The organism is Methylovulum psychrotolerans, assembly GCF_002209385.1.
GTDB classification, from domain to species: Bacteria; Pseudomonadota; Gammaproteobacteria; order Methylococcales; family Methylomonadaceae; genus Methylovulum; species Methylovulum psychrotolerans.
The window spans coordinates 2,709,965-2,725,246 of the sequence record NZ_CP022129.1 but is presented as its reverse complement, the minus strand read 5'-3'; the positions used below and the strand labels follow the sequence as shown (position 1 = coordinate 2,725,246).

Here is a 15,282-nt window from a genome sequence, read left to right as displayed (position 1 = left end):
TGCTGATCCGTCTTTTTAGACAGGCCGTCGGCTGATTATAGAGGATATCGGGTCTGACATCCATTATGTAAAGGCCATTATTGGCAGATGACACACCCTCTCCGCCGAATAAAAGCTTTGTAAACCAAGGTGTTCTTGTGGTAGATGGCTTATTTTCGGCCATTAGGGCATCTTGTTATTGTAGCCGCTTTATATGACAAAAAGGTGAAGCTCTTTAAAGTCTGGATAAACTGGCGACATCAGGATGCCCTTTACCGACATTTTATATAGCCAATGTTATCATGCCGTGCGGAAAAATTTAGCACATCTTAAGGTTAATGCAAACTTTATAAGCGAATTTAATGGCGTACGGTTAAGTAAAAGGCAGAAAATAAGTCCGCGTCTGCATTTTTTTATCTACGGTTCAGGCATAAAAAGCCGGAAAGGCTTGCCTGCCATGGCCTATATTTAGCCCTGCCAAACCATCAGCCTAAGCGTTTAGGATGTGCTACAGCGTGACTTAGAGGTTTAATTGTGGCGATTGGCAAGTGCCCGTCGAATCATAAGCCCAGCGGATTATTCGGATCAACCCCGGCCATAAACGGCAAACGCCGGTCTTGGTTGGTGAGTTGGTAAACTTTGCCCAGCCAGTTATTAAACACCGCTTTGGCGGTGTCACGCCATGTATTGTCCAAATGCGCCAAGACGGCTTGCTCAGGAAACGCCGCCAAAGCCTGCCCAGTAATCCGCACAGTGCGGACGTGCCGTTCGTAGCCGTGAAATAGGGCTTGTGCCTCGGCGTTAAAGTAGTTTTCCGGAAACGGCGGGTACTCATCGGTCTCGGCGCGGAAAAAGCGCATGACCTCGCGTTTGTATTCTTTTAATAAGCTAATATCGTCATATTCGGGATGGCCTTGGAAAAAGACGGTGCGGAAGCCGTCTTCGCTAACCGCCAGATGGACTCCGGCAGTGGCGCTGGCAGCCAAAATTTTCAGGCCGTGCCGCTCCATGTCACTTTGGAAAATTTCATTATAGCGCGAATGCGGCACATCAAAACGGGTGTTGATTTCCGCGACCAGCGGGTGGCTGCGGTCAATCACCTTATGCGGGAACACGCCCCAACGCTTGGCGGGCAAGCGGGTTCTGGCAATGCCGTAGCGGTATTGGATGACGGCATGGGTCGCCAAGCACGAACATAGCACCGAGGCGACATTTTCCCGTGCCCACGAAAAGACTTCGGTGAGGGGTAGCCAAAATTCCTCTTCCGGTAAGCTTTCCCGGGTCACATTCGCGCCGCTGATAATTAAGGCATCTAAGCCGTCGGCGCGGATTTTGGCAAACGGCTCATAATATTTGTCGATATGGGCTTGGGCTTCGGCACTGCGTTTAAGGCCGTCGATGGTAAAAGGGTGGATGTGGAATTGGACGATTTGATTACACGCCCCCACCAACCGGAAAAACTGCCGCTCGGTCGCCTCTAACGCGGCATCGGGCATCATATTGAGCAAACCGATGTGCATTTCGCGGATATCCTGATGTTTGGCGCGTTCAGCATCAACGACTTCTTCGCCTTCTTCGCGCAGCCGTTGGAAAGTGGGTAGATCAGTGTGGGCAACTAAGGGCATGTAAGCGGTACTCGTTATTCATTATTGCTGTCTGGCAATGGCATCGGCAACCAGCCGGATAAAATCGTCTTCGGTTTTTACGGTGGCGATTTCATCGGCATTGACGGTATAGCCGTATTGGGCCGCAATGGCCTCGTAACGCGGCAATCTGGATTTGAACAGTTCAGGGAATACCCACGAGACAAATTCATCCGGCGGTATGTCGTTAGGGCTGCCATAGCCTTTGAAGGCCATAAAGTCCGTCAGTTTTTCGTCCAGAAAGGCTTCCCGGTAATACAAGGGTTTCGGGTCAGATTTGGCGCGTTCGATAATGGTTTGCTCAAGGCTGTCAGGAATCTTGATATAAATGATCAAGGTGTGTTGCGCCAAGGTCTCCAGCACTTCAGGGCTATCCAATTCGCAAACGCTGCCGCCGGCATCGTTGATAAAATGCTTATAGCCGTAAATGTCCTCAGCTTTGTGAATAAACTCCGGGACATCGTTCATGGCGGCAAGTTCCGCCTGATGGTGAAGTTTTTGGCGGCGCTTAAATTCCGCCAAGGACAGGCCGCCCAGCGCGGGGTTACCGAGCTTACCTAAAAAACTCGATACCGCCGCCAAGTTATCGACGGTGATTTTGCTGCTCATGTAAATGGAGTCGGAGCGCAGCAAATCCCGCAGGAACGGCACACTCATGGCGTGGCGTTTGATATTGTCAAGAATGGGTTCTTCCAAATATTTGGTGCCGATCCGGTAGTCGCCGGAATAATGGAACCATTTGGTTTTGGGCAGTTTATTGGCTAGCGTGGTTTTGCCTGCACCGGACATCGCCAATAAGGTGATGCGCTTCGATTGCCAGTCCAGGAATTCCTGTGGAAGCATTTTCATTTGGTCGTTTCCCCATTAATCCAGATAGTCGTCGATGTCCATGTCTTCGGGGTTGGGCTCATGCCTATCGGTATCCGAGTAGCCCAGGTCATCGGTTTCAATATCGTCGAACGGGGCGCTCCAGTCCTCCGGGTCTTCGATGTAATCGAAGGTTGAGTTATACCAGCTATCATGATCATATTCGCCTATATCGCCGTTAAGATATTGTACTGTAATGGAGTCGTCATTCTCTTCAATGTTGACGACCTTAAAGGTAAGGTTGTTTTCCAGGTCTTTGTACCAACTGCCAATAATGGGGTCTGCTACGGTGGTCATGTCGATTGCCTCAGGGGGTTTTAAATGGCTGCCGCCGCCACTTAGGCGACGGCAATGGCAATATTATGAGTATCGCTTAAGAAAATGCCAAAACATTTTCTTAAGCGCGGGGGCAGAAGGGGTATTTGGCCGGGCCATGCAGGGAGCGGAACTTAGGCCTCGGTTTGGGGCGGCAGGTACTTGGCAATGCAAAAACAGGCTTGGAATACGTGTTTTAGCTGTTGGCGAAGCTGCCCTGTTTTAGGGCTAAACGCCGTACTTAAAGGGCGGATGTTATCACGCGCCTTTACCTGATTGTTGCCTTGGCAGGCCGTCCGCCTAAAAACCTAGCCTTCTTGCCCCTTGTATTAAACATTTTTAAACCTATATTGTCTATCAGGTCTGTTTAATTTTTTGACAACTCACTGGACTGTATCCCATGAAATCACGTTTGTTATTATTAGCCCTGGTGCCGCTGTATTTGGGCTTGTCTTCAGCAAGCTACTGCGCTTTACCCCTGTTTGCCGAAGGTCAGGCCTTACCGTCGCTCGCTCCCATGCTGGAGCGCAGTATGCCTGCCGTGGTCAACATCTCCACGTCGACCCATATCGAAGTCAGCCAAAACCCGTTGTTGCAAGACCCCTTTTTCCGGCATTTTTATAATTTGCCCAGCCAGCCGCGCCGCCAACAAGAACAAAAAAACAGTTTAGGCTCAGGGGTGATTATCGACAGTGCCCAAGGCTTGGTACTGACCAATAACCATGTCATTGATAAAGCGGATAAAATCAGCGTCACCTTAAATGATGGCCGCCAACTCAATGCCGAACTGGTCGGCACCGACCCGGAAGCGGATGTGGCCATTATCCGCATCCCCGCCGACCATCTGACGCAATTGCCTATCGCCGATTCCGGCAATCTTAGGGTTGGTGATTTTGTTGTGGCTATCGGCAACCCGTTTGGTTTAGGGCAAACCGTCACGTCGGGCATTGTCAGCGCCTTAGGCCGCTCCGGTTTGGGCATCGAGGGTTACGAAGATTTTATCCAAACCGACGCATCGATTAACCCCGGCAATTCCGGCGGGGCTTTGGTCAATTTGCGCGGCGAGTTTGTCGGTATGAACACCGCCATCCTTGCGCCTAACGGCGGCAATGTCGGCATCGGCTTCGCCATCCCGGCCAATATGGTCATGGCGATTAAAGAATCGCTGCTTAAGCATGGCGAAATACGGCGCGGGCTGTTGGGGGTGACGACCCAAGACTTGACCCCGGAACTGGTCAATGCCTTTAATTTGGAAAACAAGCACGGCGCGGTCATTAGCCGTATTGAAAGCGGCTCGCCTGCGGAAAAGGCCGGGCTGGAGCCGGGTGATATTATCGTCGCCGCCAACAGCAGGCCTGTTAAAGACAGCCACGACATCCGCAATATTATCGGCCTGATGCAAATCGGTGATAATGTCGATATCGATTATTATCATGGCAATGATAAAAAACATACCACCGCCACCATAGGTAAGCCGGAGCGGCCGCAATTGGCAGGTGATAAGCTGCACCGGAAATTACGCGGCACGATCTTAAGTTCCACCGACAAAAACCAAATAGAAGGGGTGCTGATTGAAAAAATCGACCAATCTTCCGAAATTTGGCGGGTCGGCTTACGGCCAGGTGATGTGATTGTGTCGGCCAACCGTTACCGCATCCGTAACTTGGATGAGTTAAAGCAAGTCATCAGTGCTAACGGCTCTTTGCTGATTAACATCCAACGCGGGCAAGAAGGCTTTTTTGTGGTGTTGCAGTAACACAGTACCTTAATAAGCGAGTGGGCAATTTGACCGATGGGAAGCCCTTAGCCGACCGTATAAGGCGGCTAGGGCTTTACACCTAAAAGCGGGGTTAAGCGGGCTTGAGTCGGGCGCAATGCGGTGGTCTTTTAACCCAAATGCCAGCGTTTTGCCGGATTAGGGTTAAGTGCCGTCATTTAAGGATACAATCTTATGGGGCTTATTGGTATAGTAGGGATTTGTAACGGCTTATTGTGTCAGCCAGAGTCGCCTACCCCTTAAACCACTAGCGGTACACCCATGCACCCCGAAAAACACTTTATCCCCCTCAACCTCGCCATTTTGGTGGTCTCCGATACGCGCACCGAGGCCGATGACGTTTCCGGCAACACTTTGGCGGAACTGGCCACGCTGGCGGGTCATAGCATTATCGCCAAAAAAATAGTGCCGGATAATATTTACCATATCCGCGCCGCCGTCGCCAATTGGCTGATTGACGGGGCGGTTAACGTCATCATCAGTACGGGCGGTACGGGCGTGACCGGGCGTGACGGCACACCTGAAGCGGTGCTGCCGTTGTTGGATAAGGTCTTGGAGGGGTTTGGCGAAACCTTTAGGATGCTGTCTTACCAAGAGATTAAAACCTCCACCATCCAATCGCGGGCGGTTGCGGGGGTGGCTAACGGCATTTATGTGTTTTGCCTGCCCGGTTCCGCCGGGGCGTGCCGCACGGCCTGGGACAGCCTGATCAAAGAGCAACTCGACCACCGCACCCGTCCCTGTAACCTCGTGCAGCTGATGCCGCGCCTAAAGGAACGATAATGCCTTCCGTATTTTTAGCGCTCGGTGCCGTGTGCGCCTTTTTAGGGGTCGGTTTCGGGGCGTTTGGCGCACATGGCCTAAAGGCCATCCTTAGCCCCGAATTGCTAGCGGTTTACCAAACAGGGGTGACTTACCAAATGTGGCACGCCTTGGGCCTGCTGGCCATTGGTCTGCTCCACCAACAGACTCCGACCGCTAAGCGCTTAGTTTGGGCAGGTTGGTTAATGTTTGTTGGCATTTTACTATTTTCGGGTAGCTTATATCTATTGGCGGTAACGGATGAAAAGGTACTGGGCATGGTGACACCCTTTGGCGGGGTTTGTTTTCTGCTTGCCTGGTTATTGCTTGCCCTATTCGCCTTCAATAAGAACCCTTCCACTTTCGCCGCTCCCAAGAAACACAGCAGGTACAACTAATGCGCGACGCCAGCCCTCAAACGACTTATTTAAAAGATTACACCGTCCCCGATTATCTTATCCATAAGGTTGCCTTACATTTTGTCTTAGACGAAGAGCGCACCGAAGTGACGGCACGGCTGACCCTCAGCCGCAACCCGGCTAGCCTGTCGATGTCAGCGGCTTTAGTGTTGGCCGGGGAAAACCTTACGCTACAACGCATTATCCTCAATGACGGCGAGGAACTGGCGGCGGCCGATTATGTGCAGGCCGCAGATAGCCTGACCATTTACAACGTGCCGCAACAGCAGCCGTTTGTGCTGACGATTGAGAATACCATCAACCCGAAAATCAATACCGCCCTGGAAGGGCTGTATTTGTCCAACGGCATGTTATGCACCCAATGCGAGGCGGAAGGCTTCCGTAAAATCACTTATTTCCTCGACCGCCCGGATGTTATGGCGACTTTTACCACCACCCTAGTCGGGGATAAAAGCCGTTATCCGGTGTTGCTGTCTAACGGCAACAAAATTGCCCACGGCGAGTTGGAAGCTAACCGCCATTGGGTGACGTGGGAAGATCCGTTCACCAAGCCTTGCTATCTGTTCGCGCTGGTGGCCGGGCAACTGGAGTGCATCGAAGATCATTTCACTACCCAATCGGGGCGCGACATTAGCCTCCAGATTTTTGTCGAACCGCAGGATGTCGATAAATGCGCCCATGCCATGCAGTCTTTGCAAAATGCCATGCGTTGGGATGAAGAGGTTTATGGCTGCGAATACGATCTGGATTTATATATGATTGTCGCGGTCAGCCATTTCAATATGGGCGCGATGGAGAATAAAGGCCTGAATGTCTTTAACACCAAATTTGTTCTGGCCCGCCCCGATACCGCCACCGATTCCGATTATGAGCATATCGAGGGGGTGATTGCCCACGAATATTTCCATAACTGGACAGGTAACCGCATCACTTGCCGCGATTGGTTCCAGCTTAGCCTTAAGGAAGGCTTTACCGTGTTCCGCGACCAAGAATTTACGGGCGACCGCACCTCCAAAGCCGTCAAACGCATTGAAGATGTCACCATGTTGCGTACCCGCCAATTTGCCGAAGATGCCGGCCCCTTGGCGCATCCGATCCGCCCTGAGGCTTATATTGAAATCAATAACTTCTACACCGTGACCATTTATGAAAAAGGCGCGGAAGTTGTGCGGATGTTGCATACCTTGCTAGGTGCGGAGGGGTTCCGTACAGGCAGCGATTTATATTTTGCCCGCCATGACGGCCAAGCCGTCACTTGTGAGGATTTTGTCAAGGCGATGGAAGCGGCCAATGGGGTCGGTTTGGTGCAGTTCCGCCGCTGGTACAGCCAAGCCGGCACCCCGGTATTGACGGTCAGCCGCCGCTACGACAGCCAAGCCCAGACGTTGACTTTAAGCATCAGCCAAGAGTGCCCGCCTACCCCTGGGCAAGCCGTTAAAGAGCCACTGCATATCCCCGTGAAGGTGGGGCTGATTTATCCTGATGGCACTATTGCCCCTTGCCAATTACAGGGCAGCGCTGACAGTGCCGAGGAAGTGATTTTAGCGTTGACCGAAGCGGCACAGGATTTTGTCTTTACGGGTCTGAGCAGCGAACCGGCGGTATCGGTGTTAAGGGGCTTTTCCGCGCCCGTGAAGCTGGTTATGGAACGTAGCCTGACGGAATTGGCGTTTCTGTTAAGCCATGACAGCGATACCTTTAACCGTTGGGAGGCCGGGCAGCAATTAATCGGCCAAGCCATTACTGGCCTGATTGCCGATGTCCAAAATAACCGCGAACTCCGGCTAGACCCGATTATCATCGAGGCCTTCCGGCAGGTTCTGGCACAGCCTTGGGAGGATTTGTCGTATTTCTCCCTGTTATTGAGCTTGCCGTCGGAAACCTATCTGGCCGAACAAATGCCGGTTATCGATGTGGTCGCCATCCATACCGCGCGGGAGTTTGTCAAACTTACCCTTGCCGAACAGTTACAAAACGCCTTGCAGACCTTGTACCTGAATAACCACCGTGACGAATCGGGGTGCTTTGATGCCGGGGCGATAGGCCGCCGCCGCATTAAAAACACCTGCCTGAATTATTTGTGCGCTTTAGACGATCCGGCGCTGAAAAACTGGGCGCACCAGCAATTTAAAACCGCCAAAAATATGACCGACCAAATGGCGGCCTTAACGGTGATGGTCAATAACCCGCATTACGCCAGACGGCAATGCTTGGCGGAGTTTTACCAACAGTGGCAACATGAAGCCTTGGTGATCGACAAATGGTTCGCCCTGCAAGCGGCTAGCCCCGCCCCTGATACCTTCGCCACGGTACAGGCGTTGATGGCGCATCCGGCCTTTGATTTAGGTACGCCTAACCGGATACGCGCGTTAATCGGTGCGTTTAGCCAAGCCAACCCGCTGCATTTCCACGCCGCCAACGGCCAAGGCTACCAATTTTTAGCCGACCAAATCATTGCCCTTAATACCTTAAACCCGCAAGTCGCTTCGCGCATGATCAGTGCGTTGACCTCGTGGCGGCGCTACGATGCCGGCCGCCAAGCTCTGATGACGGCGCAACTGGAGCGGATTATGTCTACCGAAGCGATCTCTAAAGATGTCTATGAAATTGCCAGTAAGAGCTTAGCTTAAGAAGGGGTAGTTGGAGCGCGGGCATCTTGCCTGCGCTCCAGCCTCACGATAAGATTTGCCGAACTTATTTTAGCCACGCACGTTCCTTAGTGGTGGAAATGGCAAACCCATAAAAAAAGGCGGGGTGCTTAAGCACCCCGCCTTGTTTAGTGGCGCTGGCTGTTTACAGCTTGTCAGCGTTTTTATCCAGGTATTCGGCCACACCGGCAGGGCTGGCGTTCATACCTGCATCACCTTTAGTCCAACCCGCTGGGCACACTTCGCCATGCTCCTCATGGAATTGCAGCGCGTCAACCATACGCAACAATTCGTCCATATTACGGCCTAATGGCAGGTCGTTAACCACTTGGTAACGCACCAGGCCGCTTTGGTCGATCAGGAACGTGCCACGGTAAGCGACCGCAGGGGCAGCGGCTTCCACATCGTAGGCTTTACAAATGCTGTGCGCCAAATCGGCCGCCATCGTGTAACGCACAGGGCCAATGCCGCCTTTGTTAATCGGCGTGTTGCGCCAAGCGTTGTGGGTGAAATGGGAGTCGATAGAAACCGCGATCACTTCAACACCACGCTTGGTGAACTCTTCCATGCGGTGGTCAAGGGCGATCAGCTCGCTAGGGCAAACAAAAGTAAAATCCAACGGATAGAAAAATACGACGGCATATTTGCCTTTAGTCGCTTCAGAAAAGCTGAAAGAATCAACTATCTGACCGTCACCTAAAACGGCAGGTACGGTAAAATCAGGGGCTTGCTTACCAACTAATACGCTCATTGCTTATCTCCAAGTTTTTGAAAAATAAAGTTTTATTGGGTTTGATTAGCCACTGTCAAAGTGGCGTGGGGCTTATTCTACACTAGATCAGTCAAGATTTGTCCAGTGTTGAAATTATTGCTTGCATTTGTACAGGCTTTAGCGATAATTTATTACAGTATCGTTACAGATAAGTTAACGATTTTTTAAAACTATGCGCAAAAGGCGGCATAGCCTTGCCGCTAAGTGCGTAAACATAACTATAATTGGGGAAGGGCATTTCCATGGAAAAAAATAAACATATCACCGAACCTGATGTGTTCGGGTATCAAGTCCGCATCGTCAGGCGTGGTAAAGAGAGCAGCCGTTATTTTTCGCATAAATTGTGGGGCAACCGCAATAAGTCCCTACAAGCTGCCATTACTTGGCGCGACCAAATGCTGGTGGTTTTAAAAGGCAGTAAGACCCGCTTCCTCAAACCGCCGAAAAACAAGACCACCACCGGCTTGACCGGCGTATCCCGAACCATCAAATTCGACCACCGCAAAGACAAAAGCTATTTGTGCTACACCGTTTTCTGGGTCTGCAACGGCAAGGCCAGAAACAAAACCTTTCAAGTCGGTAATGTCGAGCGCGTCACCGCCGACGACGAACTGCACGCCTTCCGCACCGCCCGCCTGTTCAGAAGTTGTTATGAGTTTGCCATTGATAACGACCTGGAATTTCGCGACGAAAAGTTTTTAGGCTGGAAAAAAACCCGCCTTTATGACGACGAAAATCTCGACGTGGTTTAGGCCTAACCGTTAAACCCGCAAGGCTAGCCCCGATATAGACGACACGCATTGCCAAATTAACAAACCTGTATCGGCAATACGTTTGGGGGCTAGCTGCTCTGTAATATTTCTACTGATCCCGCTTTTACAAGCCCTTTCCTTGGCTAAGCTTTCCCACTAGGTTGTTAGGCCAGACTCATAAAGCCCACATCCGCACTGTTAAAGCGGCTAAGGTGCGGGAAAATGGTCGCCAAGTCGGTGTCGTTAGCCCCAAACCACCGCGCTAAGGTCGCCCCATACTGGTCGATGGATGTGGTCGGGATTAGGCGGCCATAACTGGCATCGTCCGGCCCATCAATCGTTTGGTTGGGGAAAGTCCCGTAGACATTACCGCCTAACACCGAACCGCCTGCAACCATCTGCACATTACCCCAAGCATGGTCGCTGCCGTCACCATTAGAGGTGAGGGTGCGGCCAAAATCAGATAAGGTAAAGCTTGTTACCCCGTTGCCGATGCCAAACTCATCCATTGTGCTATGGAAGGCCGCCACCGCCGCCGATAAATCGTTGATTAAGGCATTATGGCGGTTTGGTTGGTCATCATGAGTATCATAACCGCCCTGTACCACATAAAACACCTGGCGTTTGACGCCGAAGGTGTTGCGGACGCTAATCATCCGCGCGACCATCTGCAATTGTTGCGCTAAGTAACTGCCGGGCCAAATGCCTGATCCGACCGAGCTTTTTGCCAGTGCCGCAATCAGGGTCTGGCTGAGGCCGAGGGTTTTTTGCACCGATTGGCCAAATTCTTGTTCCAATAAACCGCCGTTCGCTACCGAGGCGGCGAGCATTTTGTTAAAGGCTCTGGTGCGGGGGTCGGTGTTGCCGTTAGATGTCACATAAAAATTGCTGACTCCAGAAGTGCCCATATAATACGGCACGGCGGTAGAGCCGATTTGAAACAAATTATTGCCGCCAATCGACACACCCAACGGTAAAGTGCTGGTGCCGTTAAGGGGGCTAAGCAAATCGGCGATACGCCCGCCCCAACCCAGTTTTTGCAAGGCATCCAATTCGTTGGCCATACCCTGGTCGGACTGGTCGCTATGGGAGTAAAGCTGTGGCGGCAAGTTAGTGCCTGCCAGATAAGCTTTTTTGCTGGTAGGTTCTAACAGTGTGCCGACATTGGCTAAAAAAGCTAACTGGCCTTTATTATAGAGCGCTTGGAAACCTGGGGCACTGGTCGAAACCGCATAAGTTTTACTGGTTGAGGCATTTAAGGCCAGCAATTGGTCGGTGCTGAACGCCAAATTGCCCCGTGCCGTTTTATAGGTTTGGTAACGGGTGGTGTCGGAGGGTATCAAGACGTTAAAACCGTCATTGCCGCCCGCCAGAAAAATGCACACCAAGGCGCGGTAATCTTCGGTGGCGGCTTGTGTGGCGGCGGCCTGTGCGCCCGCTAACAAACCCAGCGCGGCGTTCCGGTTTGCTAACCCTGCCGCCGTTGCCGCCGCACTTTGCAGAAAATGACGGCGTGACCAATCTTTAGATGCAGACATAGTAATTCCTTGCTTAACGTTGGATAAGGTAATTGGGTGAGCTCAAAACGAGATACAACGCTTCTAAAGAGCGGTTGACACCGTTACCCGCATTATCTTTAAAACTAAGGTCACGCAGATAGGCGATAAGCGGCGTTGTCACCGTAGCGGGCAATTTATTGCCGGTAAACACCAGATTTAAATAATTGACCAAGTTGGACGGGGTTTGCGCACGTTTGGCGAGATTGTTGATGTTAATTAGTACACTGGACTGGTCGGCCCATTGATAACCGACATAGTGCCAGTGGGTCAGGCTGAACAACTCGTTATAAAAACGGGTATTGTTGGCATCGTTGACTAATTGGAATTCGGGTGCGAACAGGCCTTGGTCATTAATTTTACCGCTGGGGGCGTAATCGGGGCGGAAGAAATTGAAGACGCTGCCCGATGATAAGGGGGCTTGGCCGATAGACGATTCGGGATAATAATACGGCAAGCGCCCGTCGTGGGCTTTGCCGCCTAAGACCCGCCATAAATGGGTTAAAACCAGTAACGGTTCGCGCAATTTGCCGAACTTGGGATTGACTTTCGCGCCGCCCACCGCTTCCGGGTCCAGCAACACGGCACTGATGACCGCTTTCATATCGCCTCTGACCCCCGCGCCGTTATCGTTAAAGGCCTCGGCGACCCGTTGGATATAGGCGGGTGAAGGGTTGCTGGTGACTAAGCGTTGGATCAAGCGGCGGCCTATAAACGGCCCGACGTTAGGGTGGTTAAATAGGGTGTCGAGCAGGATTTTTAAATCTGCCGGGGCTTTACCAGCCGCCGGAACGGCGACATTGGTCAGCAGGGTTTTCGCGCTATGGTCATGATAACCTTCAAAAGATACCATGCTTTGCCGCCATTCGATACCGTCAAAAAACGACACCGAGTCGGCCAGCCCCCAACCAGTCAGGACTTTTGCGGAATTTTCGACATCGGTTTGGGTATACGTCGGTACGGTTATGCCATTTTGTAAGACTGGCGTTCCGGTCGTGTCCAATTGCACCAGGCCGATAGTGAACAACTGCATGACTTCCCGCGCATAGTTTTCGTCGGCGCGGATGCCGAGTTTACGGTCAGCTTTTTGGTTATGCAGGGTGGACAAATACTTGCCCATAGCGGGCGATAAGGTCACTTGTTCGAGGATGTCGCGGAAATTGCCGAAGGCGTTGCGCACCAGAATGTCATAATAAACGGCCAGGGCATTGGTGCTGATACCGGAGCCGACATCGGATACGACGAAGACTTCCGAAAGGGCGAAAGCGACCCGTTGGCGTAATTGGTCGGGAGCCGTTACCGCATGGCGGAACCATACTTCGATGCGGTTTTCGCGTTGGTTATTGTCTTGGGTTTCGTTGAGGGTAGCCAAATGACAAGACGCTTTCATCGCCAATTGCTCGTCTACCCACGCTTGAAAGGTCATTTTGCTCAGATGGTTAACATCTTGTGGTGACGCACCGAAAGTCGCCATATTTAAAAAGCGTACCGCTGCCGGTTGGGTGGTAACGGCGGGTACATTCGGGGTGGTCGGATAAACCGGTGCCGCTAGCGGATCGAAACAGTCGGCCAAGGCATCGGCTTGGGCGATACCTGGCAATAATAGGCTGAGCAATAGCCCTAGCTTGAGGGTGTTTGCCGCAACCTGGCGGCTGTTTAGGCTTTTCATTGGCAATCCTTCCGTTAGTGTGGCAAATCAAATCAACCGCGTCCCAAAGAGACGAAAACGCAGGCTCAGTGAACAAGTCTAGTGTACTTTAGGGAAGTGTCAAGGCAGATTGGCAGAGGGCGTAAGGCTGGTTTTTCTGGATCTGCCTGTATTTATCAGATAACAGACATGCGTTTTGTGGACAACGCCCCGGTCTTCTTCTGGGGGCGTGGTCGTGTTGGCCACACCCCCAGAATAGCGTTATTTGGCCGAGGTTTTTTTCAGTAGTTGCATGGCATACGCTTGGATCACCTGCCGTTTGACCACTGCCGCATAACTTAACAGACCCAAGAGCAGGCCTTGCAGCAATTTGCCGAACGCTGAACTTGTTTCGGCTGGCGCGTCGGCGCTGGATTTGGCCGGAGCGTTCTGCACCGCCACTTTGCCGGGTTTATAATCGGCGTTCAAGTCGGGTAGGCCTAAGCTGCGCCACGCGTCATAATCTTGCCAGATAGGGTAGTTGCGTTGCCAAAAGCCTTTGGTGAAATACGGCTCCAAGCTCATGCCGTGCGCTTTGGGGATGCCGCGTTCATCTAAGAAATCTTTATAAACGACTAAACTAATGTCGCCGCCTTCACCGTTGCCGTTAGTGGTAAAGGATTTTTCGACATGGTCATGGAACATCCAGATGCCTTGGCCGAAGCTGTGCAGGCCGTCGTCAACACCGCTCAGTTCCAAGTCGATACGTTGCGCGGGGGTCATGCCGTGGACATCACGCGTGATGTAAGAGCTAGGGCCGTTGTCGACACCGTCATAATGGGTAATGGTCGGTTTATGGCCGTGGATATGCAGCGCCAAGTCTTCGGTATGGCCGTTTAAGACCCGCAATTTGACTTTTTTGTCCTGCTCCATCTCAATCAGCGATTCACGCAGGGTATACGGGAAGGAGCGGCCATTGAGCATGAAATAATCGTCGGTGGCATCGGTGATGTCATATTCCATATTCATGTGCTTGGCGATCAGGCGCGGGTCGTTCGCGGAACGGGCGACCACTTCATGCAGTTCCTTATCTGCCGATTGGTAATGCAGGTCATATTCGCGGGCGTATTTTTCCAGCACAGCAACGGACGGATGGCGCACTTGCCCTGCGCCGACATTCAGGGTTTGCACCCAGTTATTCGGACGGTTTTCTTCAACAATAAAAATACCCTGCAAGCCCATAGGGATATGGGTGTGTGGTTGGACATGGCAATGGTAGTACATGGTGCCGGGTTGGCGTGGCTTAATCACATAAGTCTTGGTTTCACCGGGCATGGTGTCCATATTGCTGGTTTGCCCCACGCCGTCGTTACCGCTACCCGAATGGTCCATAAACGGATGGTCGATACCGTGTAAATGGATGGAATGCGGCAGGTAATGGGTGTTTTCCAGCACTATCCAGACGGTATCGTCCTGCTCGACCCGGATGACCGGGGAAGGTACCCGCAACAGCGGGTTGGCTTCCGGCTCGTAGAGGCTTAAGGTTGACATATCGCGGGTTTTAGGGGCATAAACCCAAAAGGTGGGCTGGATGCCGGGGGCGATGTCGAAGGTGGTAATGGGGCTTTTCACGTCAGGGGAGCGGCCATTCAACTCGACGATTTCCAGCTTGATAATGATTTTGTCCGGGTCGCCGTCGCCGTCCATATCGTCGGACATCGTAATCGCATCGGCGGCGAGTTGGGTCGCCATCAGGGTGTCCATAGAGATATTGTTGGTGCCTTTGACAAAGGCGGCAATATCAGCCGGGTTGTCTGGGTTACACAAATTGGAGGCTTGGATGGTCACGCCGTCAATGACCTGTTCTTTGCGCCATTCGGGTGCAGTAAAGTTTGAACAGACCTCTTCTGGTTTTCCCATCTCCACTTTCGCCGTCGGCGGCAAGTCAGTGGTCGCCTGGCTTAAGGAATGGGTCAGGAGCAATACCGCGCCCCCGGTGTAGGTAAGAAGTTTTTTACGCATAAGATGTCCTCAAAAACACACGATTGACGAAAATAAACGCCGCTAAGGTAAACAGATACAGACTAACCCCCTATTTTAACGCAATAAGGGCGCTAAGTCTTTCC

12 protein-coding genes are annotated in these 15,282 nt (G+C 52.0%); 5 read left to right on the top strand and 7 right to left on the bottom strand.

Features of this window, described 5'->3' with window-relative positions:
• Nucleotides 1–539: 539 nt before the first annotated feature.
• From metA to CEK71_RS12380, 3 genes are read right to left on the bottom strand one after another with little or no spacing between them, the layout of a single operon-like run.
• Complete coding sequence (gene metA / locus CEK71_RS12390; RefSeq protein ID WP_088619683.1) at nt 540–1,604, bottom strand: homoserine O-succinyltransferase MetA; 1,065 nt, start codon at nt 1,602–1,604, stop codon at nt 540–542.
• Nucleotides 1,605–1,625: 21 nt separating this feature from the next.
• A complete protein-coding gene (locus tag CEK71_RS12385) occupies nt 1,626–2,471 on the bottom strand; it encodes a P-loop NTPase family protein (protein WP_088619682.1) in 846 nt (281 codons plus the stop codon).
• Nucleotides 2,472–2,486: 15 nt separating this feature from the next.
• Complete coding sequence (locus CEK71_RS12380) at nt 2,487–2,786, bottom strand: DUF6763 family protein (protein WP_088619681.1); 300 nt, start codon at nt 2,784–2,786, stop codon at nt 2,487–2,489.
• Nucleotides 2,787–3,204: 418 nt separating this feature from the next.
• On the opposite strand from CEK71_RS12380, the gene CEK71_RS12370 reads away from it, so the two are divergent.
• The 4 genes from CEK71_RS12370 to pepN all read left to right on the top strand — a co-directional run bounded on the left by CEK71_RS12370 (nt 3,205) and on the right by pepN (nt 8,431).
• The gene (locus tag CEK71_RS12370) at nt 3,205–4,560 is read left to right on the top strand and encodes a DegQ family serine endoprotease (protein WP_088619679.1); all 1,356 of its coding nucleotides are present in this window, start codon (nt 3,205–3,207) and stop codon (nt 4,558–4,560) included.
• 282 nt (nt 4,561–4,842) lie between these two features.
• A complete protein-coding gene (gene moaB / locus CEK71_RS12365; protein WP_088619678.1) occupies nt 4,843–5,364 on the top strand; it encodes a molybdenum cofactor biosynthesis protein B in 522 nt (173 codons plus the stop codon).
• The gene (locus tag CEK71_RS12360; protein WP_088619677.1) at nt 5,364–5,780 is read left to right on the top strand and encodes a DUF423 domain-containing protein; all 417 of its coding nucleotides are present in this window, start codon (nt 5,364–5,366) and stop codon (nt 5,778–5,780) included. The genes moaB and CEK71_RS12360 overlap by 1 nt, the downstream gene beginning before the upstream one ends.
• Nucleotides 5,780–8,431: an aminopeptidase N gene (gene pepN, locus CEK71_RS12355; protein ID WP_088619676.1), complete on the top strand. Its 2,652-nt coding sequence runs from the start codon at nt 5,780–5,782 to the stop codon at nt 8,429–8,431. Before CEK71_RS12360 ends, pepN begins: the two co-directional genes overlap by 1 nt.
• A 163-nt stretch (nt 8,432–8,594) precedes the next feature.
• Here pepN and CEK71_RS12350 read toward each other — a convergent pair whose 3' ends face one another.
• Nucleotides 8,595–9,200, bottom strand: coding sequence for a peroxiredoxin (locus CEK71_RS12350; RefSeq protein WP_088619675.1), 606 nt, complete (start codon nt 9,198–9,200; stop codon nt 8,595–8,597).
• Nucleotides 9,201–9,463: 263 nt separating this feature from the next.
• On the opposite strand from CEK71_RS12350, the gene CEK71_RS12345 reads away from it, so the two are divergent.
• Nucleotides 9,464–9,973 (top strand): hypothetical protein, encoded by a 510-nt coding sequence (locus CEK71_RS12345; protein WP_088619674.1) that lies wholly within the window; start codon nt 9,464–9,466, stop codon nt 9,971–9,973.
• A 164-nt stretch (nt 9,974–10,137) separates the two neighbouring features.
• On the opposite strand, the gene CEK71_RS12340 is transcribed toward CEK71_RS12345, so the two are convergent.
• The 3 genes from CEK71_RS12340 to CEK71_RS12330 all read right to left on the bottom strand — a co-directional run bounded on the left by CEK71_RS12340 (nt 10,138) and on the right by CEK71_RS12330 (nt 15,178).
• Nucleotides 10,138–11,511, bottom strand: a complete 1,374-nt coding sequence (locus tag CEK71_RS12340; protein ID WP_088619673.1) for a DUF1501 domain-containing protein — start codon at nt 11,509–11,511, stop codon at nt 10,138–10,140.
• A 13-nt stretch (nt 11,512–11,524) separates the two neighbouring features.
• Nucleotides 11,525–13,198, bottom strand: coding sequence for a DUF1800 domain-containing protein (locus CEK71_RS12335; RefSeq protein ID WP_088619672.1), 1,674 nt, complete (start codon nt 13,196–13,198; stop codon nt 11,525–11,527).
• A 240-nt stretch (nt 13,199–13,438) separates the two neighbouring features.
• Nucleotides 13,439–15,178, bottom strand: a complete 1,740-nt coding sequence (locus tag CEK71_RS12330) for a multicopper oxidase domain-containing protein (RefSeq protein WP_088619671.1) — start codon at nt 15,176–15,178, stop codon at nt 13,439–13,441.
• Nucleotides 15,179–15,282 lie beyond the last annotated feature (104 nt).

What these genes read in the sequence shown, in the direction of transcription:
- CEK71_RS12350 (WP_088619675.1), bottom strand. Translation starts at nt 9,200, where the DNA reads ATGAGCGTATTAGTTGGTAAGCAAGCCCCTGATTTTACCGTACCTGCC.
- CEK71_RS12370 (WP_088619679.1), top strand. Translation starts at nt 3,205, where the DNA reads ATGAAATCACGTTTGTTATTATTAGCCCTGGTGCCGCTGTATTTGGGC.
- CEK71_RS12330 (WP_088619671.1), bottom strand. Translation starts at nt 15,178, where the DNA reads ATGCGTAAAAAACTTCTTACCTACACCGGGGGCGCGGTATTGCTCCTG.
- CEK71_RS12380 (WP_088619681.1), bottom strand. Translation starts at nt 2,786, where the DNA reads ATGACCACCGTAGCAGACCCCATTATTGGCAGTTGGTACAAAGACCTG.
- CEK71_RS12335 (WP_088619672.1), bottom strand. Translation starts at nt 13,198, where the DNA reads ATGAAAAGCCTAAACAGCCGCCAGGTTGCGGCAAACACCCTCAAGCTA.
- CEK71_RS12360 (WP_088619677.1), top strand. Translation starts at nt 5,364, where the DNA reads ATGCCTTCCGTATTTTTAGCGCTCGGTGCCGTGTGCGCCTTTTTAGGG.
- CEK71_RS12340 (WP_088619673.1), bottom strand. Translation starts at nt 11,511, where the DNA reads ATGTCTGCATCTAAAGATTGGTCACGCCGTCATTTTCTGCAAAGTGCG.
- CEK71_RS12385 (WP_088619682.1), bottom strand. Translation starts at nt 2,471, where the DNA reads ATGAAAATGCTTCCACAGGAATTCCTGGACTGGCAATCGAAGCGCATC.
- metA (WP_088619683.1), bottom strand. Translation starts at nt 1,604, where the DNA reads ATGCCCTTAGTTGCCCACACTGATCTACCCACTTTCCAACGGCTGCGC.
- CEK71_RS12345 (WP_088619674.1), top strand. Translation starts at nt 9,464, where the DNA reads ATGGAAAAAAATAAACATATCACCGAACCTGATGTGTTCGGGTATCAA.
- pepN (WP_088619676.1), top strand. Translation starts at nt 5,780, where the DNA reads ATGCGCGACGCCAGCCCTCAAACGACTTATTTAAAAGATTACACCGTC.
- moaB (WP_088619678.1), top strand. Translation starts at nt 4,843, where the DNA reads ATGCACCCCGAAAAACACTTTATCCCCCTCAACCTCGCCATTTTGGTG.